Here is a 25524-nt window from a genome sequence, read left to right on the forward strand (position 1 = left end):
GATTGCTTTATATTGTTAAAGAACGTTGCGATTATAAAGTTGAACTTTATCTCGCTAGGGCTGCGCATATTACGCTTTCCTATTTTTTTGTCAACACTTAAATTTAAACTTTCTAAAAAGATTCACTCTAAGTTTTACTTAACACCCTGAGTTGTTCGTGCCTCGCTATGCGTTGCTGTTTCCCGTCTCAGTGGGGTCGCATTATAGGGAGATTCGAGCGGGGGTCAATGTTTTATTTCAGCTTTTTGACAATTAAATGAATTTAGTATGAAAGCTATACAAATAAAGGGCTACAGGATACTTTTAGTTTAAAAAACACGCACAATATAAGTATCTATTGATGAGGTATTAGTAAGGTTTAAACTAAGCTGTATGTTAAACAAACAACACACAGCTTTATTTTAAATTAAAGGTTTATTTAGATGCTATTTCCCATACGGCAATAGAGCCTGATATTTCATTTCCAACGATTAAGAGTGGGTTTCCTGTAGCACTTTGCTCAGCTGGAACGAATACCATTCCTTCAGGCGCTAAATCGCCTGTAATATTAGCGTCTTTAATTAAGCCTCTATTATAGAAGTAGTCTTCAAACTGCACATTATATGGATTGGTAATATCATAAACCATAATCCCACCCATACGCTCAAGCCCTATAAAAGCAAATGTACGATCGTCAATTTTACCAATAGTCAGCGCTTCTGGCTCTGCGCCTTTATCATCTGAGCGTGAGTCACCTTTGTTTTCATCTTCATTGTTGTTAAATGCTTCACCATGAACCGATGCAGTAATTCGACCTATATCATCGCCTGAATCAAACACCACCAGCCCATTGCTGTCCCAAATGGTAAACGAACGTGCACCATAAGCATAAAGCGATTCGTATTGACCATCATTATTAGTATCGCCTTTTATTGTTGTTACTTTTAAGCGACCAATATCGTTATCGTCGTTATTTAAGTAATCAAAATTAGCTGCAAGCGTTAAGTCTTCAACGCGGCTCTCATCTATATAAGCTAAGCAGCCGTCGTCTTTATCGTAATCAAGTCCGCCCTTTGCTATACAGTCTGCTTCATCCGTTGTATCAAAAAAGTATTCTCTTGCGTCACCTTCGTTGGCAGTAACTATAAAGTTAGCGCCTTTCCAACTAAAGCTTGAGATAGTATCGGGCTGGTACATACCATAGAGCCCTGGGTATGATTTAAAATTAACGCCGCCATCTTTATCTGAGGCATCAAGTTGTAAGCTTGACCAATCTTTAAAGCCTAAGCCCTTTAGCTCAAGGCTGTTGTCTTGTAGGTTAACTATTGCAAGTGCATTGTTTTCTTGAATAGATACATAAGCATATTTGTTATCTTTAGAAATGCTAACGTACTCGGGCTCTAAATCCATAGCTACTGTGGTATTTATCAGATTACCGTTAATAGTACGACCATTTGGGTTTGCAAAAACGACCCCTTGCCCTTCTAGTTCCGTTTGTTTGTTGTTATAGGCTTTAAAATCAATATTTATTGCTGTATCGGCTATTACATTATTTGTTATATCGATAATACTAATAGAACCTTCAGGATCTACGCTGTAGTCGCCACTTGGTTCACCTTCGTTAGCAACCACTGCCTTTGCGCCATCATGGGTGAACGTCACCATGTCTGGTAAAAATCCGACTGTAACATTTTTAATAAATACAGGTGAGTCGCCGCTTATATCGTAAAAAGCAATTTGACCTGCATCACCCGTGCTTTTAGCAGCCATTGCGACCGCTAGTAAATTATTATTTTCATCAATAGCAATGCTGTTTGCATCGCCTTGGGTATGCTCGTTTAAAGACAACGTAATAACGGACGTTAAATTTGTGGCGCTGATAACCCCTTCGTTATCTTTAACGAGTGCGGCAGTATCAAAGGTGTCGGCGGGTAAAATATTAATAACAGCGTCATCGCCTGAACTGTTAATAGCGTAAATCCATTTTTTAGATGCTTGGTAAGCAACTATTTCAGCGGCACCTTCTGGACTTTGTGCATTTAATACTCCTCTTCCTACGAGGCTAATATTTAATACTGAATTAGCATTTACACCATTTATCCCATTAATGCCATTTGCGCCTTGTTCTCCCTGTAATCCTTGAGAGCCGTTTTGGCCATCGTCACCATCAAGTGAGCAACCAGTAAGAACAGATATAAGTGACAGCGTAATAATTGATTTTTTAAACATGTGATTTTCCTTAGTATTGTATTTGCTAAATATCAACACACAGGCATGACAAGATTATGGCAATTTTAATACAGCCCCTTAGCCTAAGTAATTAGCTTATACGCTAGCGGAGTTATTAAAATTAAAGCAGCCGTATAGCCAAGTATTTTTACAGTCGGGGAATAATCTCGTTTAATTGCAACCCCTAGCAAAGGTCTAAGTACATCAATACGTGTAATACCCCATGTAATAACACCGCAAAAAGACCAAGTCCCTGTAATAATGATGAATGGTTCAGCACCAGGCCCTAAACCTAAAGGCTGTAGTAAAAAACACAAAATAATCAAAATGCTTTGATGCAATAAATAAAAGGGAAACACCCATACATTGAGCTGTTTTAAATAGTAAGTATTAAAATTTAAGAATCGGTGAGCGAGCGCAAGTACAAAAAATACACCTACAACACGTTGAATATTGTAGCTAGCGCTTAAAATAAAATGAGGAAGAGTAAACACCTTCTGATAACTTAATATTATAAGTACAAACAAAACCGCAAAACTCAAAGCTAGTAATACTAATTTTTTATTTAAGCAGTTCCAAAAGTAAGTGTTTTTGGCAAGTATGTATCCTGTGAGTAGCAGTATTAAGCCATTAGTCTCTCTAATTGAATCGCCAGTTAAGTAATGGCTTGTAAATAGTACGGCAATAGTGAGCAAGGTAATTAAAAGCCCAAATGACATATCCCCTTTAACAAAGGTTTTTAAAGGCGTAATAAAAGGCAAGCGTGCAAAAAGAGTTAAAACAATAATGATCAGCATAAATTGCCACAACGAGCGCAAATACCATAAGTGATTTACATCCACATTCGGCCACACTCCAGACTGATAATTAATAAAAAGCGTATTGTTAGTCTCTATAAAAGCTAAATAAAATTGCCAATAGCTAATATCAATAACACCTTGCTGTGACATTTCTGCAAACAGCTGTAAAGGCACTATTAACCATAACCCCACCAGCAAGGGTAACAGTAAAAAAATAGAGCGGTATAAGGTGAAATGTAACCAAGACTTAAAGCTGCGTACTTTATCAATCATAAAACGCAGTGCTACGCCCGATATAAACCAAATGAGCAACATGCGCCAAGGTGAAAACACCAACATTAAATATTCAACATACTGTGATGTATAATTACTTTTAAAATGAAATCCCCAGTTTTCACTATACAACATGCCAATGTGATAAAAAATTAGCGACGCAAATGCGATTATCCTAAGCCAATCAAGATAATATTTACGCGAATTAACTAATGAAGGTTGTTGTACTTGAGTGCTCATGCTTTTACTACTTTATGTATGTTATGCGTTATTCATACCTAAAGCTCTCGCTAAAACTATCTATAAGTGCTTATATTACAAGCAATAGTGATAAAAGGTGGTATACAGGGATAAGCGTGCCACGTCAGCAATAAGCATATATTTATGAACCTACAGCACTTTCAACGTTTTCAAAGCATTTACGCATCAGTATTACTGTGTGCTTACGTATTAATTAATAATACAGTAAACGCTACAACCCAAATAATGGAAGCCCAAAGAGAAGGAGCTTTAACTTTTTTAATGTGGGAGCCATTTATTTGGGAGTATTCAAGTGCCTTGAGTACTTTGCTTATATTCCCTATTTTAATTTGGTTTTTAAGACACTTATCTTTTAATTGGCAAAATATTACGGCCTCATTAGGTATGTACTTTGCTGCCTCTATTATATTTAGCGTGTTACACGTTGGTATTATGGTAGGGGTTCGTAAATTCATATATTTGTTGAATGATGGGTCTTACAACTTTGGACTTAGCTGGTTTGAGCTTATTTATGAATACCAGAAAGACGCTATAAGCTTTGTGTTTTTCATCGTACTTATCAAAGTATATCAATATGTGGTGCAGCAGTTACTAGGTGAAGCCTCTTCAATTGAAGAAAGTGAGCAGCAAACAACATCGACCATAAACCGCCTATTAGTTAAAAAGCTCGGAAAAGAATTCATTATAAAAATAGAGGATGTTGATTGGCTTGAATCGTCGGGTAATTATGTAAACCTACATATAGGCTCACGTATATATCCGTTAAGGGCAACGCTTACAGCATTAAGTAAACAACTTGAAGTGCAGGGGTTTTGTAGAATTCACCGCAGCCATGGCGTAAAACTCGATAAAGTGGAGTCTATTACACCACTATCCAGTGGCGACAGTGAAATAAAATTAACTACAGGTAAAGTACTAAACCTATCTAGACGCTATAAAGAGCAATTTAAACTTCAACTAAAATAAAAAAGGCTACCTAAGTAGCCTCTAATTGTTATTTTTTAACTGGGCGTTTCCAACCCGTTAAATTACGCTGTTTAGAGCGTGCAATTGCTAATTGGTCATCTTCAACGGTACTGGTGATCACAGAGCCTGCACCAATTGTTGCAGTTGCACCTATATTTACTGGGGCAACAAGTGATGAATTAGAACCAATAAAGGCGTTATTCCCAATAATAGTTTTTGCTTTATTAACACCATCGTAGTTACAGGTAATAGTGCCAGCGCCAATATTCACTTTTTCACCAATTTCAGCATCACCTAAATAACTTAAGTGGTTGGCTTTAGAGCCTTTACCTAATCTGGTTTTTTTCATCTCTACAAAGTTACCAATGTGTGAGTCTTCTTCCATAACAGCGCCAGGGCGAAGGCGAGCATAAGGACCAAGCGTACATTTATCAGCAACTGTAGCATCTTCAATCAGAGTATTAGCTTTAATGACAACGTTATCGCCAATACTACAATTTTTAAGTACGCAGTTAGGGCCAATTTGTACATTGTTACCAAGCGTGACTGTGCCTTCAAAAATAACGTTTACGTCGATAAGTACATCTTCACCGGTAGTAACTGTTCCACGCACATCTATACGGGCAGGGTCGGCAAGTGTTGCGCCATTTAACATTAACTCTTCTGCTTGCCATGCTTGGTAAGCGCGCTCTAAGCCTGCAAGTTGTACGCGGTTATTTGCGCCTTCAACTTCCATTGCATGATCTGGTTGCGCTGAAGTGATCTCTACGCCTTCACTGTGAGCCATTGCAACGATATCTGTTAAGTAGTACTCGCCTTGTGCATTATTGTTAGATAAGTTACCTAACCATGTTTTTAATAGCTTACCGTTAACAGCCATAATGCCTGTATTTACTTCGTTAATAAGTAACTGCTCTGAGCTTGCATCTTTTTGCTCAACAATACCGACTAACTTACCACCAACACGAAGCATGCGACCATAGCCATTTGGGTTTACCAAATTTACCGTTAATACCGCTAAACCATTTTTAGGTGTTGCAGCTAATAAACGCTCTAGAGTTGATTGTTTTGTTAGCGGTACATCGCCGTATAAAATCAATACTGTGTCTTCATCGTTAATATGAGAGTTGGCTTGCGCTACTGCGTGGCCAGTACCGAGTTGTTCTGCTTGAAGTACCCAATTTACATCGTTATCGGCAAGTTGTTGTTGTAATAGATCGCCGCCGTGTCCGTAAACTAAGTTTGTAGTCGTTGCACCTAATGCCATCGCATTATCAATAACGTGCTGTACCATTGGTTTACCTGCAACATTGTGCAAAACTTTAGGTAGAGCAGAGCGCATACGAGTACCTTTACCCGCAGCAAGAATAACAGTTGTTAGAGCCATTAAAACAATTTCCTTTTTCCGTTGTTTTAGCTAAATAAGTATTATGTTTGTGCAGAAGATTACGTAAATCACTTCTTGTGCAGATACTCAGTAGGTTAGTTTATTCGTACTGAATCTTGACTGAAAAACACACTTAATTGGATGACGTTATTGTAGCGAGGATTGGTGAAGGATATAAGTGATAAAGCACAGATAATAGTCTGATAGACCTGTTATTTAACAATTATAAATAAGCGATACACCATGTTTAAATTACAGACACAAAAAAGCCCACATAAAGTGGGCTTTTCAAAACCGGATAGGCTTACTTGTGACGTAATTGCTGAATTACGCGTAACTGAGCAACTGCTTCTGCCAGTCGCGTAGCCGCTTGTTGATAATCAAACTCAACAGCTGACGAATTCGCCATATGTTCTTCAGCTTCACGTTTAGCTTTTTGTACAGAATCTTCATCTAAATCTTCACCACGAACCGCAGTATCTGCAAGAATCGTGATGTGATTTGGTTGAACTTCTAATGTACCGCCAGCAACATATAACACATCTTCGTGACCATATTGCTTAACTAAACGTACCATACCAGGTTTAAGGGCAGTTAGTAGTGGAGCATGACCTAGGTTTACACCCAGCTCGCCTTCACTACCAGATACTTGAATCGATTCAACAAGACCAGAGAACAAGCTCTGCTCTGCGCTTACTACGTCAAGATGTACAGTCATAGCTGTCATACTACCCTCCTAGTTACATGCCTTTGGCTTTTTCTTGAGCTTCTTCGATAGAGCCAACCATGTAAAACGCTTGCTCTGGAAGCTCATCAAACTCGCCGTTTAAAATGCCTTTGAAGCCAGCAATTGTATCTTTCAGTGATACGTATTTACCAGACGCGCCTGTAAACACCTCTGCCACGAAGAATGGCTGAGATAGGAAACGTTGGATTTTACGTGCACGAGATACAAGTTGCTTATCTTCGTCAGAAAGCTCGTCCATACCTAGGATTGCAATGATGTCTTTAAGTTCTTTGTAACGCTGAAGAACTGTTTGAACGCCACGTGCTGTATCGTAGTGCTCTTGACCAATTACTTGTGGGTCAAGTTGACGCGAAGATGAATCAAGTGGATCTACCGCTGGGTAGATACCAAGTGATGCGATATCACGTGAAAGTACTACTGTTGCGTCTAAGTGAGCAAAGGTAGTTGCTGGAGATGGATCCGTTAAATCATCCGCAGGTACGTATACCGCTTGGATTGATGTAATTGAACCCGTCTTAGTTGAAGCGATACGCTCTTGAAGCACACCCATTTCTTCAGCAAGTGTAGGCTGGTAACCTACCGCTGACGGCATACGACCAAGAAGTGCAGATACTTCAGTACCAGCAAGTGTATAACGGTAGATATTATCTACGAAGAAAAGTACATCGCGACCTTCATCACGGAACTTTTCAGCCATAGTAAGGCCTGTTAACGCCACGCGTAAACGGTTACCTGGAGGCTCGTTCATCTGACCGTATACAAGCGATACTTTATCAAGTACGTTTGAATCGTTCATCTCATGGTAGAAATCGTTACCCTCACGTGTACGCTCACCAACACCTGCGAATACTGAGTAGCCGCTGTGCTCGATTGCGATGTTACGGATAAGTTCCATCATGTTTACAGTTTTACCAACACCGGCACCACCGAATAAACCAACTTTACCACCTTTAGCAAACGGACATACAAGGTCGATAACCTTGATACCAGTTTCTAAAAGCTCAACTGAACTTGATTGCTCTTCGTATGAAGGCGCTGCACGGTGAATAGACATACGGTCTTCTTCGCCGATTGGACCCGCTTCATCGATTGGCTCACCAAGTACGTTCATGATACGACCAAGTGTTGCTTTACCAACTGGAACTTGAATCGATTCACCTGTATTCATAACTAAAGCACTACGACGTAAACCATCAGTAGTACCCATAGCGATAGTACGCACTACACCGCCACCTAGCTGTTGTTGAACTTCTAAAGTCAAACCAGCTAAATCGCCATCTGTTACTCTTAGTGCGTGGTATACCGCTGGCACGCTATCTTGTGGAAATTCAATATCCACAACGGCGCCGATAATTTGGACGACCTTACCTAAACTCATGTCTATTCCTCTCGTTAATCTTTACCCGAAGCATTAAACTGCTGCTGAGCCAGAACAAATCTCACTAATTTCTTGTGTGATTGCTGCTTGGCGAGCCTTGTTATAAACAAGCTGTAGCTCGTCCATAAGGTCACCTGCGTTATCAGTTGCAGCTTTCATTGCAACCATACGAGCAGCCTGTTCTGAGGCAGCATTTTCTACCACACCTTGGTATGCTTGAGACTCAATAAAGCGTACTAACAAAGACTCTAAAATAGCCTCTGGGTTTGGCTCGTATAAGTAATCCCATGTGTGAGCAGATACTTCTTCTTCAGCTTTTGGCAAAGGGAGTAACTGATCTATAATTGGCTCTTGCTTCATGGTATTAACGAATTTGTTATATACCAAGAATAAACGGTCTATTTTGCCTTCAGAAAATGCATCAAGCATAATTTTTACAGGACCAATAACGTCTTGTACTGAAGGTTTATCTCCTAGGCCCGCTTTTTTAGCGAGTAGTTGACCACCAAAACGTTGAAAGAAGCCTGCTGCCTTACTACCTAAAGTAGCAAATTCAGCATCAACACCTTTCTCTTTCCACGCTTTAACATCAAGTGCAACTTTCTTAAACTCGTTTGAGTTTAGACCGCCACACAGACCACGGTCTGTAGAGATAACAATATAACCAACTCGTTTCACTTCACGTTCTTTTAAGAACGGGTGAGTAAAATCAAGATTTGCTTGAGCAACACGACCAATTACTTCACGTAATTTATTAGCGTATGGACGGCTTGAAGCAACGCGTTCTTGCGCCCTTTTCATTTTAGACGCAGCAACCATTTCCATTGCGCTAGTGATCTTTTGAGTATTTTTAATACTCCCGATCTTGCTTTTAATCTCTTTTCCGCTGGCCATGACTCTCTCTCCGAATCAAGGTGTGCTTTAGTTTCCTAAAGCGCACCATTAATAACTAAATTACCAAGTTTGCGTAGACTTGAACTTCGTAAGAAGTTCTTTAAGCTGCGCTTCGATCTCGGCATTCAAGTTACCAGTTTCATTGATTTGAGCCACAAGCTCTGCGTATGTGCTAGTTGCATAAGAAAGTAAAGCTGCTTCAAAGTCACCGATTTTCGCGATTTCGATGTCTTGAAGGAAGCCTTTTTCAGCAGCAAATAACGATAAAGACATTTCAGCAACAGACATTGGCGCGTACTGTTTCTGCTTCATTAGCTCTGTTACACGCTCACCATGCTCAAGTTGAGCACGAGTTGCATCATCAAGGTCAGACGCGAACTGCGAGAACGCAGCTAATTCACGGTACTGAGCTAGGGCTAGACGAATACCGCCACCTAGTTTCTTAACGATTTTAGTTTGTGCAGCACCACCAACACGCGATACCGAGATACCAGCATTTACTGCCGGACGGATACCTGAGTTGAATAAGTCAGTTTCTAAGAAGATCTGACCATCGGTGATAGAGATAACGTTAGTCGGTACGAACGCAGAAACGTCGCCGCCTTGAGTTTCAATGATTGGCAATGCCGTCAATGAACCAGTTTTACCTTTCACTTCACCATTAGTGAACTTTTCAACGTAATCTGCGTTTACACGCGATGCACGCTCTAAAAGACGAGAGTGAAGGTAGAATACGTCACCTGGGTATGCTTCACGGCCTGGTGGACGCTTAAGTAGTAATGAAATTTGACGGTAAGCAACTGCTTGCTTAGACAAATCATCATATACGATTAATGCGTTTTCACCACGGTCACGGAAGTATTCACCCATAGTACAGCCCGCGAACGGTGCTAAGTACTGAAGTGCCGCAGATTCAGAAGCAGATGCAACAACTACGATAGTATTTGCTAGTGCACCATGCTCTTCTAATTTACGAACTACATTTGCAATAGTAGATGCTTTTTGACCAATCGCAACGTACACACACTTAACGCCTGTGTCTTTTTGATTGATGATTGCATCGATTGCTAGTGCAGTTTTACCTGTTTGACGGTCACCGATGATAAGTTCACGTTGACCACGACCAACTGGAATCATCGCATCGATAGATTTATAACCAGTTTGAACTGGCTCATCTACTGATTTACGCTCGATTACACCTGGTGCAATTTTTTCTACAGGTTCAAACCCGTCGTTATCTAAAGCGCCTTTACCATCGATTGGAGCACCTAGTGTGTTTACAACACGACCAAGTAGACCAGGACCAACAGGAACTTCTAAAATACGACCAGTTGTATATACTTTTACGCCTTCAGTAAGGTCAGCGTACGGACCCATTACTACTGCACCAATTGAGTCGCGCTCAAGGTTTAGTGCGATAGCATAACGGCTGCCAGGAAGCTCAATCATTTCACCTTGCATACAGTCAGCAAGACCGTGGATGCGGATGATACCGTCAGTAACAGATACAATAGTACCTTCGTTACGAGCTTCACTTACAACTTCGAACTTCTCAATACGTTGTTTGATCAGATCTGAAATTTCAGTGGAATTAAGTTGCATGCTCTTTTTCCCAATTACGATTGTAGTGTTGTAGCTAAGCGGCTTAATTTACCGCGAATAGTACCGTCGATTACAGTGTCGCCAGACCTAATAATAAGTCCACCAACCACTGACGCGTCTTCACTACAATTCAGCTTAACTTTGCGTGCGAAACGTTTTTCAAGTGCCGCTACCAATGACTCTTGTTGCGCAGCAACAAGAGGAGTTGCAGAAATCACATCTACTTCGATTTCTTTATCGTATTCTGCTTTAAATTCAGCAAATAACTCAGCAACGTCAGGTAGAGCTGTCAAACGTCCATTTTCAGCCATCACCTTAACTAGGTTCTGACCTTGTTCGTTGAGCTGCTCAGCACAAAGTTGAATAAATAATTCAGCTTGTGCAGAAGCTGTAGGCATACCTGCTAAAGCAGATGATGCTTGTTCATTGCTGGCTACGTGGCCTGCAAAGAACAACATATCATTCCAGCTTTCTAGAGTGCCTTTCTCAACGGCAAGTTCAAAAGCCGCTTTAGCGTATGGGCGAGCGATAGTAGTCAAATTAGACATGCTCATACCCTCCTAATTACAGCTCAGCGACAAGTTTTTCAACGATGTCACTATGTGCGGCTTGATTAATTTCACGCTCTAAAATACGTTCTGCACCAATCACTGCCAGAGTTGCTACTTGCTTACGTAGCTCTTCTGTTATGCGATTACGTTCAGACTCAACTTCAGAGTGCCCTTGAGCAATGATACTTTCACGCTCTTGCTGACCACGAAGTGTTTCTTCGTCAACAATTAGCACTGCACGCTTTTTAGCTTGATCAATGATATCAGCCGCTTGAGCTTTTGCATCTTTAAGCTGTTCAGCAGCTTTCTTTTGCGCAAGTTCTAAGTCTTTTTCGGCTCTATCAGAGGCAGCTAAACCATCTTCGATTTTTTTCTGGCGAGCTTCAATTGCACCGTTTAGTGGTGGCCATACGTATTTCATACAAAATAATACGAACACCGTAAACGCAATCAATTCACCGATAAGAGTGGCGTTTAAATTCACAACCGCTCCTCCTTAAATAGTAAGCTGTTCAAAAAATAAAATTAAAGTACGAACAACAATACCATAGCGATACCAACACCAATCATTGCTACAGCATCGATTAGACCAGCAAGAATAAACATCTTAACTTGTAGCGAAGGTGCAAGCTCAGGTTGACGCGCACATGCTTCAAGGAATTTACCGCCCATGTTACCAAAACCGATTGCTGTGCCGATTGCACCAAAACCGATTAGTAAAGCTACTGCGATGTATTTTAAGCCTGTTAATAATTCTAAAGCTTCCATTTATTTCTCCAAAGTTTCAATTGTAAAGTTAAAAGTAAAAGTAAAATTGTAAATCTAAAAATTAGTGATTATCTGAGCTTGCCATACTTAGGTATACAATCGTAAGCATCATAAATACGAATGCTTGCAATACAATTACTAAGATGTGGAATACAGCCCAAACAAAATGCAATGGTAATTGCATAAATCCGATAGCGCCGATCAAGATGAAAATCAATTCACCTGCATATAAGTTACCAAACAAACGTAGCGCTAATGAAAACGGTTTAGAAACCAGCGCAATCAGTTCAAGTAATAAGTTAAACGGGATTAAAAGGATTTGTAGTGCAGTATTATTTGAACTAAACGGGTGAAGTGTTAGCTCTTTAATAAAACCACCGATGCCTTTTATTTTAATTGAGTAGCCTATCATTAAAATAAATACACCCAGCGCTAGCGCTGCAGTCATATTAATGTCTGTCGTTGGTACAATTTTCATGTACACATCGTGTGAATCCATACCAAACGCAGTTTCACCAACAAAACCAGCTAATGCAGGTAAAAAGTCAACCGGTATTAAATCCATTAAGTTCATTAAAAATATCCAAACGAATATTGTTAATGCTAATGGTGCAATAAGCTTGCTTTTACCATGGAAAGTATCACGTACGTTGTCACCAACAAACTCTACTACCATTTCAATGAAACATTGAAATTTTCCAGGTACACCTAGTGTTGATTTTTTAGCGGCACTACGAAAGATCCATAAAAATATAAGACCTAAACCGATAGACCATGCGAGGGTATCTATATGCCATGTCCAGAAACCACTATCCGTACATGCTTTATTGAAGGCGAGACCTGTATCGGTCGAACACATCTTAGCATTGGTCAAATGGTGCTGGATATGGCCAGATAGAGTAACTTCTTCTGCTGCCATGTTATATCCCAAAGTTAATGTTTAAAAAAAACGGGTGCGAACAATCCAGTAAAGAGCGCCAGTATATAAGTACTAAAAAAGGGTAATAAAATTACCGGAAAATGCTTCAGTACTAGCGCAAACAATACAATTGTTAGCATAAATTTTAATCCGTTGCCGCGTTTCAACGAGGCATACGCTTGATTTGCTCGACTTGCACCCATATGTCGGAATGCATAAAGACCAAATACAAAGTGCGGAAGTACTGCGACAACTCCACCAGCGAGTGATGAAAGCGCTGCATTGACTCCCGAACTAAAACAAATAATTACAGCAGCAACTAATGCTACAACACCCTGAAGGCAAATTAACTTTAATACGGCAAGTCGATATGGACTCGCTAACTTATCAGTCACGTTTAGTTAACCTTTATTGCGTTCTAATTGTTAGGGTGTGAAAACTGGCGAAATTATACTTAATCCTGCCAGTTTTGCAACTTGAGTAGACGCTTTGTAACACGAAATAGCTACAAATGTCCCTTTTTAGACATGTAGAAAACTAATGGTGGGTATTGTCTTGATTAATGCGATTTAAAATGCCGTCAAGTTCGTCCAAATTAGTATAAGAAATAACAAGCTTACCTTTGCCTTTTTTGTTGTAATTTATTTCTACTTTGGCACCTAGGTTTTCAGCGAGTTGTTGCTCTAACTGTTTAACATCTGGATCTTTTTCAGCTATTTCTTTAGCTGGCACGGGTTCTAAAATTGAACGAACTAACTTCTCGGTTTCACGAACGGTTAGTGCTTTAGCAACAGCTAAACGAGCAGCATCTGATTGTGCTTCTCCCTCAAGGGCTAATAAACAACGAGCGTGCCCCATTTCAATGTCGCCATGTTCTAACAGAATTTTTACATCACTGTTTAAATTATTTAAACGAAGTAAGTTAGTTACTGTAGTGCGTGATTTGCCAACCGCATCTGCTACTTGCTGATGTGTTAGTTCAAATTCACTAAGTAAGCGATTTAACGCAACCGCTTCTTCCATGGCATTTAAGTCTTCACGTTGAATATTTTCTATTAGCGCAATAGCAACTGCAGCTTCATCTGGTACGTCTTTAATAATACAAGGTACTGTTTCAAGCTTAGCTATTTGCGCTGCACGCCAACGACGCTCACCGGCGATAATTTCAAAACTATTTTGTGCAATAGGGCGCACGACTATAGGTTGAATAATACCTTGTGAGCGAATAGAACTAGCAAGCTCTTCTAGTGCCTCTTCGGACATGTCTTTACGAGGTTGATATTTACCAGAGTGTAAAAACTCTATTGGGAGTTTTTGTAATTCACTGTTATTTGGCTCAGCCGCATTTTTTACAGCTTCAGTCACGTTTGATGTGTCTTTTTCCTTGCTTGCGCTCGGTGTAGGCTTTGACGAACTTAAAAGTGCATCGAGTCCTCGGCCTAAACCTCGTTTTTTAGCAGACATGTTATTTTTTTACCTCAAAGTTAGGCGACAACGGACGCTGTTTTTTCTTTTCTACGTAACATTTCACCAGCGAGTGCTAAATATGCTTTAGCGCCACTTGATGCCCGGTCATAATACATAGCAGGTGTACCAAAACTAGGTGCCTCTGCTAAACGAACATTACGCGGGATCACCGTACGGTATACTTTGTCGCCAAAATGTTGTTTTAATTGTTCTGATACGTCATTCGCTAAACGGTTACGCGGATCGTACATAGTACGAAGTATGCCTTCAATTTGTAAGCTAGGGTTTACTAACTTAGCAAGCTGCGTAATCGTATCCATTAATGCGGTTAACCCTTCAAGTGCATAATACTCACACTGCATTGGCACTAAAATAGAATCAGCTGCGGCCATTGCGTTAACAGTTAACATATTTAAAGAGGGTGGACAGTCGATAAAAATAAATTCGTACTGATCCTGAATTTTTTCAAGTGCGTTACGTAAGCGCACTTCACGGGCAAATAATTCCATAAGTTTAACTTCTGCAGCGGTTACATCACCGTTTGCAGCAATCATATGGTATTCGCCAGACGTTTCTTTGATAATAACGTCTTCTATAGGTTTATCTTCAATGAGTAAGTCGTAAATTGTTGGTACGTCGCCGTACTTATCTACGCCACTTCCCATAGTCGCATTGCCTTGCGGATCGAGATCAATTAACAGCACTTTACGTTTCGTTGCAGCCATAGACGCAGCGAGGTTTACAGCGGTTGTAGTTTTACCCACTCCACCTTTTTGATTTGCTAATGCGATGACTTTTGCCACAGTGTCTCTGATCCCTAGTCTTTAGAAAGAATAATTAAATGTCGTTGTGCATCTAACTTAGGTACTTCTAATGCAATTTTTTGCTCAAACTTAACGCCAGTAGGTAATGACTCTAGCTCTTCACTAGGGAACACACCTTTAAGCGCTATAAATTTACCCGAATGATCAATTAAGTGCGAACACCAGTCAACCATATCTTGTAATGAAGCAAATGCACGACTGAGTACGCCATCTAATTTAACACTTGGCTGATATTCTTCAACTCTTGACTGAACAGGTGTTACGTTATCAAGGCCAAGCTCATGTTTAACATGCATTAAAAAGCGAACGCGTTTACCTAGACTATCTAGTAACACAAATTGTGTTTTAGGTAATGCAATCGCTAATACAATGCCCGGAAGGCCAGGGCCTGTGCCAACATCAACATAATGATGACCGGGTAAGTGAGGTGCAACAACTAAACTATCCATAATATGCTTAATCATCATTTCTTCAGGTAAGCGTACCGAAGTTAAATTATAAGCTTTATTCCACTTATCTAATAACTCGACGTAACGAACTAGCTGTTGCTGTTGTTTTTCCGTTAGCGCAATATCAGTTTGCGCTAACAATGTAGTTAATTGTTGCTGTAACACTATGTACCCTTATCGTTACGCAGATTTGCGTAATAAGCCTTGCTTCTTCAGATACACTAATAATAGCGAAATCGCCGCTGGGGTGATACCAGAAATACGCGATGCTTGGCCAATAGTGTCTGGACGTGACTCAATAAGCTTAGCAACAACCTCATTTGATAAACCTGATACAGTTTTGTAATCAAACTCTTTTGGTAAAATTGTTTGCTCATGACGAAGCTGCTTATTGATCTCATCTTGTTGACGCGCAATATAGCCTGCGTATTTAGTATGGATCTCAACTTGTTCAAGTGCTGCTACGTTTGTAAATTCAGATCCTAAACCGTCAATAGCCATAAGATCGTTATAACGAATCTCTGGACGACGAAGTAATTCTTCTAAACTTGCTTCACGAGTTAATGGTGTTTTTAGTAATGCATTTACTTGATCAACAACGACGTGATCTTTATGAATCCACGTATCTTTAATGCGTTGTTTTTCTTTCTCAATTACTTCCATTTTTTCGTTAAATGCCTGCCAACGTTCGTCATTAACTAAACCCAGCTCACGGCCTTTTTCAGTTAAGCGAATATCTGCATTATCTTCACGAAGTAGTAAACGGTATTCGGCACGGCTAGTAAACATGCGGTACGGTTCTTTCGTACCTAGTGTTGCTAAGTCGTCAATTAATACACCCACGTAAGCTTCATCGCGACGTGGTGTCCAAGAATCTTTACCTTGCACTTTTAACGCAGCATTCATACCTGCAATTAAGCCTTGTGCACCCGCTTCTTCATAACCGGTAGTGCCGTTAATTTGACCCGCGAAAAATAAGCCTTCGATAAATTTTGTTTCTAAAGACTGTTTTAAGTCGCGTGGATCAAAGTAGTCATATTCTATTGCATAGCCTGGTCGACAAATATGTGCATTTTCAAAACCAGAAATAGATTGCACAATCTCAAGTTGTACATCAAACGGTAAACTAGTAGAAATACCATTTGGATATAATTCGTATGATGTTAAGCCTTCAGGTTCAACAAATATTTGGTGCTTATCTTTATCCGCAAAACGTACAATTTTATCTTCAATTGATGGGCAGTAGCGTGGACCAATACCTTCAATTACACCTGAGTACATAGGTGAGCGATGTAGGTTTTTACGAATAACATCATGTGTTTTTTCGTTGGTGTAAGTGATGTAACACGGTATTTGTTGTGGGTGATCTGATTGTTTACCCATAAATGAAAATACAGGTGTTGGCATATCACCAGGCTGTGCTTCCATTTTTGTAAAATCAACAGTACGTGCATCAATACGTGGCGGAGTACCTGTTTTTAAGCGATCCACTCTAAAAGGGTGTTCGCGTAAACGTTCAGCCAATGCAATTGATGGTGGATCACCAGCACGACCGCCTTTGTAATTTTCTAAACCAATGTGTATTTGGCCACCTAAAAAAGTACCCACGGTTAAAACAACACTTGGAGCACTAAAACGTAAACCCATTTGAGTTACTACGCCAGTAACACGATCGTTTTCAACAATAAGATCATCACATGATTGTTGAAAAATCTTAAGGTTATCTTGATTTTGTAATGTTGTTTGAATAGCTGCTTTGTACAAAGCGCGATCTGCTTGTGCTCGAGTTGCACGAACAGCAGGTCCTTTTGAAGAGTTTAGTGTGCGAAATTGGATCCCGCCTTTGTCAATGGCCTGTGCCATTGCACCGCCAAGCGCATCAATTTCTTTTACCAAATGACCTTTGCCAATCCCACCAATCGCTGGGTTACAAGACATTTGACCAAGGGTATCCATATTGTGAGTCAGTAGCAGGGTATTCATCCCCATACGGGCAGCTGCTAATGCGGCTTCAGTGCCAGCATGTCCACCACCTACTACGATAACGTCAAAATTTTCGTGAAAAATCATTAATGGGATCCTACTTAAATCAAACCGGTAAACTTCAAAAGGGAGCGTATTCTACCTAGAAATTGGCAGAAGATAAATGATTAAACAAAGAGCAAGATCTAAGTATGTGATCTCTAATAATATAAAGGATCTTTTAAAGAGATCTTTTATTACTATAACTACTACTGATCAGCTTTTCTGTTGATAAGGTTCAGATCTTCATTTAAAACATGAAATTAGATCAGATCTAAAGGTGTTAATATGATCGGATCATCCAGCAGATAAGCTCTGATCAAAAAGGCACCTTATGCACAGGGCTGAATCAGTTGGATCTTATCCCATGGATAAGCATGCTTTAAAAAGCAGTTTATTCAATCTTTATCCACAAAATCTATTAAATTATTAGTAAATTGTGGGTAACTTTATATATAACTTTTTACTTGATCTATCTATTTTAAGCCTGTTTTGGTTATCCAAGAGTCTAACCATGCTAATGCTGTGTCTTCTGGTAGTGCTTCATCGAGAATATTAAGCTCTAAGCGTTCTGCTACTTTTATAGCGCCTTTTTGAGATAATAAGGCATCTATATTACGTCCAGCTTGGTTGTAAGTGTCATAACTGGTATCACCTAAAGCGATTACTGAGTATTTTAATTCCGATAAATCATTAGCTTGAGTAACATCTTCAACAAAGCTAATAAAGTTTTCAGGATAATCACCTGCACCATAAGTAGATGTGCAAATTAACCAAATAGTATTTTGCTGATCAATATCGCTAAATTCAGGCTGATCATGTAGTTGTGTAGCAATACCAAGGTTATTAAGCGCGTCGCTTAGTTGCTCTGCAACATACTCGGCTGATCCCATTTGGCTGCCAACAATAAGATTTACTGAACTCATGAATATTAGTGATCACATTGGTTTTAATTGCTGCCTATGATAACTGAGTGTGAGTAACAGTAAAGTTAAGAGTGCTTTTTTGTATAACTATTTTTGTGCTAATTTTACTCTTATTTGAAAACGCCTCCTTAAGTTGTTGATATTATAGGAATTAACAAAATATCTTTAAATGTAATCTTCTGATCAAGTTGTTGATAACAGTGGGGAAAGCTCTGTTTAAACACACCTTTTAGGTTGTTTAATAATCGCTAAGTTATTGATATTACTATTTAGTGAGAGACTTAATTGTAAATCTAGGCATAAAAAGCACAAGGTGATCATAATGTGGATATAAAGGTTGTTGATAACCTTAAATTTAGATCGAAAATAATTTTATTAAATGATCTAATTGAGCTGATCTAACGAAATTAATTAAAAATAAGCTTATAAACAGATAATTTTTAATAGATCATTAGGTTTTTCTCTGCGAGGTGGCTCAATTTACTATTTATTTGAGCTAAAAATTAGGATTTGTGGATAAGTGATCTCAATATATTTAATTTAATGCGTATTTATAGCTGCTTTTTTATGTATTTTGCTGGTGGATTAATAGATCAAAAGTTTGATGCACTCAAATCTCGAGTCATTTTTATTAAAAAGCCGCAGTGATCGTCTGTCCATATGTTGTATAAAGTTGATTATTTAGAGTGTTTATCGTCACGTTTTAGCTCTTAAATTGAGCAAATAACATTAGTTTTTATGAGCTAGATAATTATAAAAAAGCTATTTATAACTAACTTTTGTGTGGAGGATAACGATTTTAAAACGTATTTTTGTTTGAAATATGTATCGGTTTTGACCTTAAAATGGGTGTTACTTGCGCTATTAATACCTTACTTAAAGGCTCTTTTCACTGTCTAATCTACATGATCTCGCTGGTAATAATTATCGCTTTGGGTATGATTTTATTGGCAGAACTGGCTGGGATTGACGGTATAAATACATATTTTATAGTGAATATTTTACATAAAAAAGAGCACCTAAGTGCTCTTATAATAAACATATATCTGTAATAAGGTGCTTATTTACCAATACAAAATGAGCTAAATATCTTGCCAAGTAAGTCGTCTGAGGTAAATTCACCGGTTATTTCGTTTAAATACTGCTGTGTTAAACGTAGTTCTTCAGCCAATATTTCACCAGCAATGTGCATTTCTAATTGTGTTTTACCTGTTTCTAAATGATACGCAGCACTCTCTAGTGCATCCAAATGACGACGGCGCGCCATAAAGCCACCCTCTGTTGCGCCTTGAAAGCCTATACAGGCTTTTAAATGCTCGCGAACAAGTTCAATACCGTCAGCATTTTTAGCACTTAAGCTGATGACCGGGTATTGTTGCTCTTGCTCCATTCCGACTATATCACCCGATAAATCAGCTTTATTTCTGATGACCGTAACCCCCATACCTTCTGGTAATTTGGCCATAAATTCAGGCCAAATTTTATGAGGGTCAGTATCTATAGTGTCAGTGCCATCAAGCATAAATAAAACGCGATCGGCTTGGTTTATTTCATCCCACGCCCGTTCAATACCTATTTGTTCTACGCGGTCAGGGCTCTCTCGTAGGCCTGCTGTATCTATAATATGCAGTGGCATACCATCTATATGTATATGCTCTCGTAGTACGTCGCGAGTGGTACCGGCTATTTCTGTTACGATTGCAGCTTCACGACCGGCTAGGGCGTTTAGTAGGCTTGATTTACCGGCATTTGGGCGACCAGCAATAACAACACGCATACCTTCGCGCATGATGCTGCCTTGCTTGGCTTGGTTGGTTACAGTGTTAAGCTGAGTAATAATAGCGTCTAAGTCGCCTGACACTTTACCGTCTGATAAAAAATCAATTTCTTCATCTGGAAAATCTATTGCCGCTTCTACATACATACGTAAGTGAATTACTTTTTCTACAAGCGTTTCTATGTGTTTAGAAAATTCACCTTGGAGAGACTGTAGGGCGCTTTTGGCAGCTTGTTCGCTTGTAGCATTAATTAAGTCGGCGATGGCCTCTGCTTGTGTTAAATCAAGCTTGTCATTCATAAATGCGCGTTCAGAAAACTCACCAGGCTTTGCTAAACGAACGCCCTCTATTTTACTAATTTCTTTAAGTAACATATCCAACACTACAGGACCGCCGTGGCCTTGTAGTTCAAGTACGTCTTCGCCTGTAAATGAGTTAGGACCTGCAAAGTAAATGGCAATACCTTGATCAAGTTGCTCGCCAGCTAGGCTTTTAAATGGCACGTAATCGGCGTAGCGAACTTTAGGAATTTTACCTACTACTTTTTCGGCGACACTTTTAGCAAGGCTACCTGAAACGCGAATAATACCAACACCACCACGTCCGGGGGCAGTTGCTTGTGCTGCAATTGTATCTTGATTGATCATGCTATTAATTTGCCAACGATAAGTAACTTTATGGCGGTATTGTAACCTATGAAATAAACACTCGCGAATACTCTGGTGAAAAACAGGCAATAAAAAAGGCGACCGAAGTCGCCTTTATATAAGTAGGAGCTTAGTTAGCCTCTTACTTTAATTCCTTTCTTTTCCATGCCACGGTAGATGATTAACATCTGGACAATAGAAATAAGGTTAGACACTAACCAGTAAAGAACTAAACCCGATGGGAACCATAAGAAGAATACAGAGAAGATAACCGGCATAAAGGTCATCATTTTTTGCTGCATTGGATCAGTTACCGTCATAGGCTGTAGTTTTTGCGTCACAAACATACTCGCACCAAATAAGATTGGTAATACGTAGTACGGGTCTTGTGCAGAAAGGTCTGTTAACCAAAAAATAAATTCAGCATGGCGAAGTTCAGTTGACTCTAAGAATACGTAGAACAAGGCTAAGAAAATTGGCATTTGTAGCAAAATAGGGAAACAGCCACCCATTGGGTTAACTTTTTCTTTTTTGTACATTTCCATAGTTGCTTGGCCGAACTTTTGACGGTCGTCACCAAACTTTTCTTTAAGAGCTGCCATTTTAGGCTGTAGGGCACGCATTTTTGCCATTGAAGTGTATTGCGCTTTAGTAAGTGGGTACATTAACGATTTAACGATAATAGTGATGGCAATAATTGCTACACCCCAGTTACCTAAAATGCTATGTAGCCATTTTAGCAATACAAATAAAGGTTGCGAAATAAACCATAACCAACCGTAATCTACAGTTAAGTCTAAGTCTGGGTGAATTGCTTCAAGAATATCTGACTCTTTCGGACCCATATAATAAGTAGCAGTTAGTGTTTGCTCACTACCAGCTTGAATATTTACAGCGGGATCTTTAGCACCAATAATAGCGGCATTACTTTTTGTAATTAAGCTATAAATTGTATTTGTTTGACCCTGCATTGGAACCCAAGCACTTACAAAGTAATGTTGTATAAATGCAACATAACCACCTTGCGTGTTTTTGTTTAGGTTTTTATCAGCCATATCTGAAAAACTATACTTTTCATATGGTTCTTCGTCAGTACCGTATGCAGCACCTAAATAGTTTTGATCAACCATGCTACCTTTTTCTTGTACGGTACGCTTAATTTGCGTGTATAGCTGTACTTGAAGAGGTGCGCTGGTAGTGTTGTTGATTTTGTATTCTAAGCCTACGTCATACTGACCTTTTTTGAATACATACGTTTTAGTAAAACTAACACCATTACTATCAGTAAACTGAAGTGGAACGCGAAGCTCATCACCCGTTAAGGTATATGATTTTTGTTCGGTACTATAAGTAGGGCGACCGTTAGCTGATGCGTCAGGGCCATTTAAGCCAATTAAGCCACTTTGTGAAAAGTATTGTTTGCCACTATCAAGCTGACCAAGAAGCATATAAGGTGTTTCACTTCCTTTAGTTTCTTCGTATTGAAGAAGGTCTGTTTCAACAATGTCACCGCCTTTGGTGTCAATTTTAACTTTAAAAACGTCAGTTGTGATTTCAATAACTGAACGTTTAGCTAAAGTTGCTGAAGCGGGTAAACCTGAATCTGACGATGAAGGAATATAATCATCCGACTCTGGTGAATTTGCTTGTAGTGTTTGTGTTGTGGCACTTGGATCGGCTTTAGGCTTGTTGTAATCATTATCCCATTCTTGGAACAATAAAAACGACACTAGCATTAGGCCAATTAATAAAAACGTGCGTTGCGATTCCATAACAGCTCTTATTTCTCGTGTTGGTGGTTAATATGGGTTAATTTTTCAGGTACGGGGTCGTCTCCACCTGAATGTAAAGGATGGCATTTTAATATGCGTTTTAAAGCTAACCAACTACCTTTTATAAATCCATGCAAATTAATTGCTTGAATTGCATAATGTGAGCAGCTTGGATTAAAACGACAATGCGGACCTAACAGCGGGCTAATCCACTTTTGATAACCGCGGATAAATAACACTAAACAAATCTTAGGAAAAGCAACAAGTGGTTTAATTAACCTCATGATGTTTATGCCCCTACTTAAGTTTAGTGAGATAGATATCATGTATTTAAAGACTCAATTAGAAATTTTAAATGCATGATTAAAAGGTGAGCTAAAGATACATTAATTAACCCTGCAATTCTATTGCAATTAGGTTTGTTTATTAGATTTAGCTGATTTGTTTGGGCGTTTCTTAAAAGGTGGCGGTTTAGGTGCACCTGGTTTACAGCGTTCGTTAATTTTTCGCCATAATTTAGTAAGTTGTTTGGTTAATTCTTCATTAGACTGTTCATCAATACCACTTTTCACCATAAGCACAATATCAATATTATCGATGCTGTGTTGATTTAAACGAAAACTTTCGCGAGCGAGACGTTTAATACGGTTTCGTTGGCATGCCTTTTTTACGCGTTTTTTAGCAACAGTAAGACCTAACCGAGGTTTTTCTTGGTCATTTGGTTTAGCTAATAGAGTAAAGAAAGGAGTTGCAGCCCGAGCGGGTTCATTAAATATGCGAGAGTAATGCGAGGGAGTTAACAGACGTAACTCCCTGCCAAAGCTAAAGTCTTCCACTTATAAATTAAGCAGAAAGAACTTTGCGGCCTTTAGCGCGGCGACGTGCTAATACTTTACGGCCATTTACAGTTGCCATGCGAGCACGGAAGCCGTGTGCACGTTTGCGTTTTAAAACGCTAGGTTGAAAAGTTCTTTTCATAACAATCTCATCCGATCGGTTAAAGTTAAAACATCCTATACAGGTCGCGATCCTGGCATAGGTGCCATTGCGAGCGCGAGATATTATAGAGTAAGTAACGTAAAGTCAATCATAATTACGTTCGCAGTATATAGCCCAGTTATGGCTCATAAAGAGATCATGTAGGGCGATCTGATAGGATCATCATAAATAAGAAGTTTTCCACAGCCCCTGTATAAAAAGTGAATAAAAGCGGGGGAAAAGAAAATTGGATCGTAAATTTGGTTCGCGATCTTGGTGTTATTTTGTTATGATCTCCTCTTCGGATCTAAAATAAAAACTGTTTTAAATCAGGTTGTTAATAATTTTATACATCGATATCAACAATTTTATAAAAATCAATCTTTTACTTGTGGATAAAGTGCCTTCATAATACGCGGTCTTGGGTCGCTTATTGGACCATTTGAACGCAATAAATGTATGATTTATAATCATTAATGATGTGCGGGAATAAAAATTATATCTCTGGGAGTTTAACTGTGTATCTGTCGGTTTGGCAAAGTTGTTTATATGTATTGCAAGATGAGCTGCCTTCGCAGCAATTCAGTATGTGGGTAAGACCACTACAAGCAGAAAGTACCGAAGATACCTTGACGATTTATGCACCTAATCGCTTTGTGCTTGATTGGGTAAGAGAAAAGTACCTAAATAGAATTAACGAATTATTAGTAGAAATTTGTGGTGTTGAAGCACCAAAGCTACGTTTTGATGTAGGTAGTAAGCCTTTATTAAATGCACAAGCTGCACCGGTTATAGAAACACAATCAGCACCACAAGCTTCTACAAAACAACAGCCTCGTGAGCAAAAGCCTGTTGTTGAACCTGCACCTAAGTCAGGTTACAAATCTAACATTAAAGAAAACTATACCTTTGACAGCTTTGTTGAAGGTAAGTCAAACCAATTAGCAAAAGCAGCGGCCACTCAAGTTGCCGATAATCCTGGCTCTGCTTTTAACCCTGTATTTATTTACGGTGGTACTGGTTTAGGTAAAACTCACTTATTACATGCAGTAGGCAACGGCATTATGGCAAACAAGCCAGATGCTAAAATTGTTTACATGCATTCAGAACGCTTTGTTCAAGATATGGTAAAGGCACTTCAAAATAATGCGATAGAAGAATTTAAGCGCTATTACCGCAGTGTTGACGCATTAATGATTGATGATATTCAATTTTTTGCTAATAAAGAGCGTTCACAAGAAGAGTTTTTTCATACCTTTAATGCATTACTTGAAGGCAACCAACAAATTATTTTAACCTCTGACCGTTATCCAAAAGAGATTGAAGGGGTCGAAGACCGTCTTAAATCACGTTTTGGTTGGGGATTAACAATCGCGATTGAGCCACCAGAGCTTGAAACTCGCGTTGCTATTTTGATGAAAAAAGCACAACAAAGTAAGATTAACTTACCACATGAAGTTGCCTTTTTTATCGCCAAAAAATTACGTTCAAATGTACGTGAACTGGAAGGCGCACTTAACCGTGTAATTGCTAATGCTAATTTTACAGGTCGTCCAATTTCGATTGATTTTGTAAAAGAAGCACTACGCGATTTACTTGCCTTGCAAGATAAGCTGGTTACGATAGATAATATTCAGCGCACCGTTGCTGAGTACTACCGAATTCGAGTGTCAGATCTATTGTCTAAGCGCCGCAGCCGCTCTATAGCAAGGCCACGCCAAGTTGCCATGGCATTATCTAAAGAATTAACTAATCACAGCTTACCTGAGATTGGTGACGCATTTGGTGGACGCGATCATACGACCGTATTACACGCATGTCGTAAGATAAAATCACTACGTGACGAAAGCCACGAAATTAAAGAAGATTACCAAAACTTAATAAGAACATTGTCATCTTAGGGCTG

Annotated in this window: 24 protein-coding genes; 2 read left to right on the forward strand and 22 right to left on the reverse strand. The window is 39.2% G+C overall.

Annotated features, from left to right (window positions below; genetic code table 11):
* Positions 1 to 414: 414 nt before the first annotated feature.
* Complete coding sequence (locus tag H5160_RS17885) at positions 415 to 2208, reverse strand: choice-of-anchor I family protein (protein WP_182692427.1); 1794 nt, start codon at positions 2206 to 2208, stop codon at positions 415 to 417.
* Positions 2209 to 2291: 83 nt separating this feature from the next.
* The gene (locus H5160_RS17890; RefSeq protein WP_182696218.1) at positions 2292 to 3521 is read right to left on the reverse strand and encodes an acyltransferase family protein; all 1230 of its coding nucleotides are present in this window, start codon (positions 3519 to 3521) and stop codon (positions 2292 to 2294) included.
* 144 nt (positions 3522 to 3665) lie between these two features.
* On the opposite strand from H5160_RS17890, the gene H5160_RS17895 reads away from it, so the two are divergent.
* Entirely contained in the window at positions 3666 to 4508 is an 843-nt protein-coding gene (locus tag H5160_RS17895; protein WP_182696217.1) for a LytTR family DNA-binding domain-containing protein, read from the forward strand.
* 28 nt (positions 4509 to 4536) lie between these two features.
* Here H5160_RS17895 and glmU read toward each other — a convergent pair whose 3' ends face one another.
* The 20 genes from glmU to rpmH all read right to left on the reverse strand — a co-directional run bounded on the left by glmU (position 4537) and on the right by rpmH (position 23618).
* The gene (glmU, locus tag H5160_RS17900) at positions 4537 to 5895 is read right to left on the reverse strand and encodes a bifunctional UDP-N-acetylglucosamine diphosphorylase/glucosamine-1-phosphate N-acetyltransferase GlmU (RefSeq protein WP_182696216.1); all 1359 of its coding nucleotides are present in this window, start codon (positions 5893 to 5895) and stop codon (positions 4537 to 4539) included.
* Positions 5896 to 6199: 304 nt separating this feature from the next.
* Complete coding sequence (locus tag H5160_RS17905) at positions 6200 to 6622, reverse strand: F0F1 ATP synthase subunit epsilon (protein ID WP_004335277.1); 423 nt, start codon at positions 6620 to 6622, stop codon at positions 6200 to 6202.
* A 13-nt stretch (positions 6623 to 6635) separates the two neighbouring features.
* Complete coding sequence (gene atpD / locus H5160_RS17910) at positions 6636 to 8021, reverse strand: F0F1 ATP synthase subunit beta (protein ID WP_004335274.1); 1386 nt, start codon at positions 8019 to 8021, stop codon at positions 6636 to 6638.
* Between the two features lie 33 nt (positions 8022 to 8054).
* Positions 8055 to 8915, reverse strand: coding sequence for a F0F1 ATP synthase subunit gamma (atpG, locus tag H5160_RS17915; RefSeq protein ID WP_024597176.1), 861 nt, complete (start codon positions 8913 to 8915; stop codon positions 8055 to 8057).
* A 60-nt stretch (positions 8916 to 8975) separates the two neighbouring features.
* Complete coding sequence (gene atpA, locus H5160_RS17920) at positions 8976 to 10517, reverse strand: F0F1 ATP synthase subunit alpha (RefSeq protein WP_004335270.1); 1542 nt, start codon at positions 10515 to 10517, stop codon at positions 8976 to 8978.
* A 14-nt stretch (positions 10518 to 10531) separates the two neighbouring features.
* The gene (gene atpH / locus H5160_RS17925) at positions 10532 to 11065 is read right to left on the reverse strand and encodes a F0F1 ATP synthase subunit delta (RefSeq protein WP_182738224.1); all 534 of its coding nucleotides are present in this window, start codon (positions 11063 to 11065) and stop codon (positions 10532 to 10534) included.
* A 16-nt stretch (positions 11066 to 11081) separates the two neighbouring features.
* Complete coding sequence (gene atpF / locus H5160_RS17930) at positions 11082 to 11552, reverse strand: F0F1 ATP synthase subunit B (RefSeq protein ID WP_004335264.1); 471 nt, start codon at positions 11550 to 11552, stop codon at positions 11082 to 11084.
* A gap of 41 nt (positions 11553 to 11593) precedes the next feature.
* Positions 11594 to 11836 carry a F0F1 ATP synthase subunit C gene (gene atpE, locus H5160_RS17935; protein ID WP_007585980.1) on the reverse strand — a complete coding sequence of 81 codons (243 nt, stop codon included), beginning with the start codon at positions 11834 to 11836 and terminating at the stop codon, positions 11594 to 11596.
* A 61-nt stretch (positions 11837 to 11897) separates the two neighbouring features.
* Positions 11898 to 12755 carry a F0F1 ATP synthase subunit A gene (gene atpB, locus H5160_RS17940; RefSeq protein WP_024597178.1) on the reverse strand — a complete coding sequence of 286 codons (858 nt, stop codon included), beginning with the start codon at positions 12753 to 12755 and terminating at the stop codon, positions 11898 to 11900.
* Positions 12756 to 12769: 14 nt separating this feature from the next.
* Positions 12770 to 13150 (reverse strand): ATP synthase subunit I, encoded by a 381-nt coding sequence (locus tag H5160_RS17945; RefSeq protein WP_004335240.1) that lies wholly within the window; start codon positions 13148 to 13150, stop codon positions 12770 to 12772.
* A 142-nt stretch (positions 13151 to 13292) separates the two neighbouring features.
* On the reverse strand, positions 13293 to 14219 hold the full coding sequence (locus H5160_RS17950; protein WP_182738225.1) for a ParB/RepB/Spo0J family partition protein: 927 nt from the start codon (positions 14217 to 14219) through the stop codon (positions 13293 to 13295).
* A 20-nt stretch (positions 14220 to 14239) separates the two neighbouring features.
* On the reverse strand, positions 14240 to 15025 hold the full coding sequence (locus tag H5160_RS17955) for a ParA family protein (protein WP_004335235.1): 786 nt from the start codon (positions 15023 to 15025) through the stop codon (positions 14240 to 14242).
* A 14-nt stretch (positions 15026 to 15039) separates the two neighbouring features.
* Positions 15040 to 15660 carry a 16S rRNA (guanine(527)-N(7))-methyltransferase RsmG gene (gene rsmG / locus H5160_RS17960; protein ID WP_182738227.1) on the reverse strand — a complete coding sequence of 207 codons (621 nt, stop codon included), beginning with the start codon at positions 15658 to 15660 and terminating at the stop codon, positions 15040 to 15042.
* 15 nt (positions 15661 to 15675) lie between these two features.
* Positions 15676 to 17565 carry a tRNA uridine-5-carboxymethylaminomethyl(34) synthesis enzyme MnmG gene (gene mnmG / locus H5160_RS17965; RefSeq protein ID WP_004335230.1) on the reverse strand — a complete coding sequence of 630 codons (1890 nt, stop codon included), beginning with the start codon at positions 17563 to 17565 and terminating at the stop codon, positions 15676 to 15678.
* Between the two features lie 428 nt (positions 17566 to 17993).
* Positions 17994 to 18443, reverse strand: coding sequence for an FMN-binding protein MioC (mioC, locus tag H5160_RS17970; RefSeq protein ID WP_182738229.1), 450 nt, complete (start codon positions 18441 to 18443; stop codon positions 17994 to 17996).
* A 1060-nt stretch (positions 18444 to 19503) separates the two neighbouring features.
* Entirely contained in the window at positions 19504 to 20868 is a 1365-nt protein-coding gene (gene mnmE, locus H5160_RS17975; RefSeq protein WP_007584209.1) for a tRNA uridine-5-carboxymethylaminomethyl(34) synthesis GTPase MnmE, read from the reverse strand.
* 134 nt (positions 20869 to 21002) lie between these two features.
* The gene (yidC, locus tag H5160_RS17980; RefSeq protein ID WP_182738231.1) at positions 21003 to 22640 is read right to left on the reverse strand and encodes a membrane protein insertase YidC; all 1638 of its coding nucleotides are present in this window, start codon (positions 22638 to 22640) and stop codon (positions 21003 to 21005) included.
* An 8-nt stretch (positions 22641 to 22648) separates the two neighbouring features.
* Positions 22649 to 22924 (reverse strand): membrane protein insertion efficiency factor YidD, encoded by a 276-nt coding sequence (gene yidD, locus H5160_RS17985; protein WP_004335219.1) that lies wholly within the window; start codon positions 22922 to 22924, stop codon positions 22649 to 22651.
* A gap of 129 nt (positions 22925 to 23053) precedes the next feature.
* Positions 23054 to 23476, reverse strand: coding sequence for a ribonuclease P protein component (rnpA, locus tag H5160_RS17990; RefSeq protein ID WP_004335217.1), 423 nt, complete (start codon positions 23474 to 23476; stop codon positions 23054 to 23056).
* A gap of 7 nt (positions 23477 to 23483) precedes the next feature.
* Entirely contained in the window at positions 23484 to 23618 is a 135-nt protein-coding gene (gene rpmH / locus H5160_RS17995) for a 50S ribosomal protein L34 (RefSeq protein ID WP_004335215.1), read from the reverse strand.
* Positions 23619 to 24136: 518 nt separating this feature from the next.
* On the opposite strand from rpmH, the gene dnaA reads away from it, so the two are divergent.
* Entirely contained in the window at positions 24137 to 25519 is a 1383-nt protein-coding gene (gene dnaA / locus H5160_RS18000; protein ID WP_004335207.1) for a chromosomal replication initiator protein DnaA, read from the forward strand.
* The last annotated feature ends 5 nt before the right edge of the window (positions 25520 to 25524 follow it).

Source organism: Pseudoalteromonas sp. SG43-4, from assembly GCF_014164325.1.
Lineage (GTDB): Bacteria > Pseudomonadota > Gammaproteobacteria > Enterobacterales > Alteromonadaceae > Pseudoalteromonas > Pseudoalteromonas distincta.

What these genes read in the sequence shown, in the direction of transcription:
- H5160_RS17950 (WP_182738225.1), bottom strand. Translation starts at nt 14,219, where the DNA reads ATGTCTGCTAAAAAACGAGGTTTAGGCCGAGGACTCGATGCACTTTTA.
- mnmG (WP_004335230.1), bottom strand. Translation starts at nt 17,565, where the DNA reads ATGATTTTTCACGAAAATTTTGACGTTATCGTAGTAGGTGGTGGACAT.
- mnmE (WP_007584209.1), bottom strand. Translation starts at nt 20,868, where the DNA reads ATGATCAATCAAGATACAATTGCAGCACAAGCAACTGCCCCCGGACGT.
- atpD (WP_004335274.1), bottom strand. Translation starts at nt 8,021, where the DNA reads ATGAGTTTAGGTAAGGTCGTCCAAATTATCGGCGCCGTTGTGGATATT.
- glmU (WP_182696216.1), bottom strand. Translation starts at nt 5,895, where the DNA reads ATGGCTCTAACAACTGTTATTCTTGCTGCGGGTAAAGGTACTCGTATG.
- yidD (WP_004335219.1), bottom strand. Translation starts at nt 22,924, where the DNA reads ATGAGGTTAATTAAACCACTTGTTGCTTTTCCTAAGATTTGTTTAGTG.
- H5160_RS17890 (WP_182696218.1), bottom strand. Translation starts at nt 3,521, where the DNA reads ATGAGCACTCAAGTACAACAACCTTCATTAGTTAATTCGCGTAAATAT.
- atpG (WP_024597176.1), bottom strand. Translation starts at nt 8,915, where the DNA reads ATGGCCAGCGGAAAAGAGATTAAAAGCAAGATCGGGAGTATTAAAAAT.
- mioC (WP_182738229.1), bottom strand. Translation starts at nt 18,443, where the DNA reads ATGAGTTCAGTAAATCTTATTGTTGGCAGCCAAATGGGATCAGCCGAG.
- atpB (WP_024597178.1), bottom strand. Translation starts at nt 12,755, where the DNA reads ATGGCAGCAGAAGAAGTTACTCTATCTGGCCATATCCAGCACCATTTG.
- atpA (WP_004335270.1), bottom strand. Translation starts at nt 10,517, where the DNA reads ATGCAACTTAATTCCACTGAAATTTCAGATCTGATCAAACAACGTATT.
- H5160_RS17905 (WP_004335277.1), bottom strand. Translation starts at nt 6,622, where the DNA reads ATGACAGCTATGACTGTACATCTTGACGTAGTAAGCGCAGAGCAGAGC.
- yidC (WP_182738231.1), bottom strand. Translation starts at nt 22,640, where the DNA reads ATGGAATCGCAACGCACGTTTTTATTAATTGGCCTAATGCTAGTGTCG.
- atpH (WP_182738224.1), bottom strand. Translation starts at nt 11,065, where the DNA reads ATGTCTAATTTGACTACTATCGCTCGCCCATACGCTAAAGCGGCTTTT.
- H5160_RS17885 (WP_182692427.1), bottom strand. Translation starts at nt 2,208, where the DNA reads ATGTTTAAAAAATCAATTATTACGCTGTCACTTATATCTGTTCTTACT.
- atpE (WP_007585980.1), bottom strand. Translation starts at nt 11,836, where the DNA reads ATGGAAGCTTTAGAATTATTAACAGGCTTAAAATACATCGCAGTAGCT.
- H5160_RS17895 (WP_182696217.1), top strand. Translation starts at nt 3,666, where the DNA reads ATGAACCTACAGCACTTTCAACGTTTTCAAAGCATTTACGCATCAGTA.
- rpmH (WP_004335215.1), bottom strand. Translation starts at nt 23,618, where the DNA reads ATGAAAAGAACTTTTCAACCTAGCGTTTTAAAACGCAAACGTGCACAC.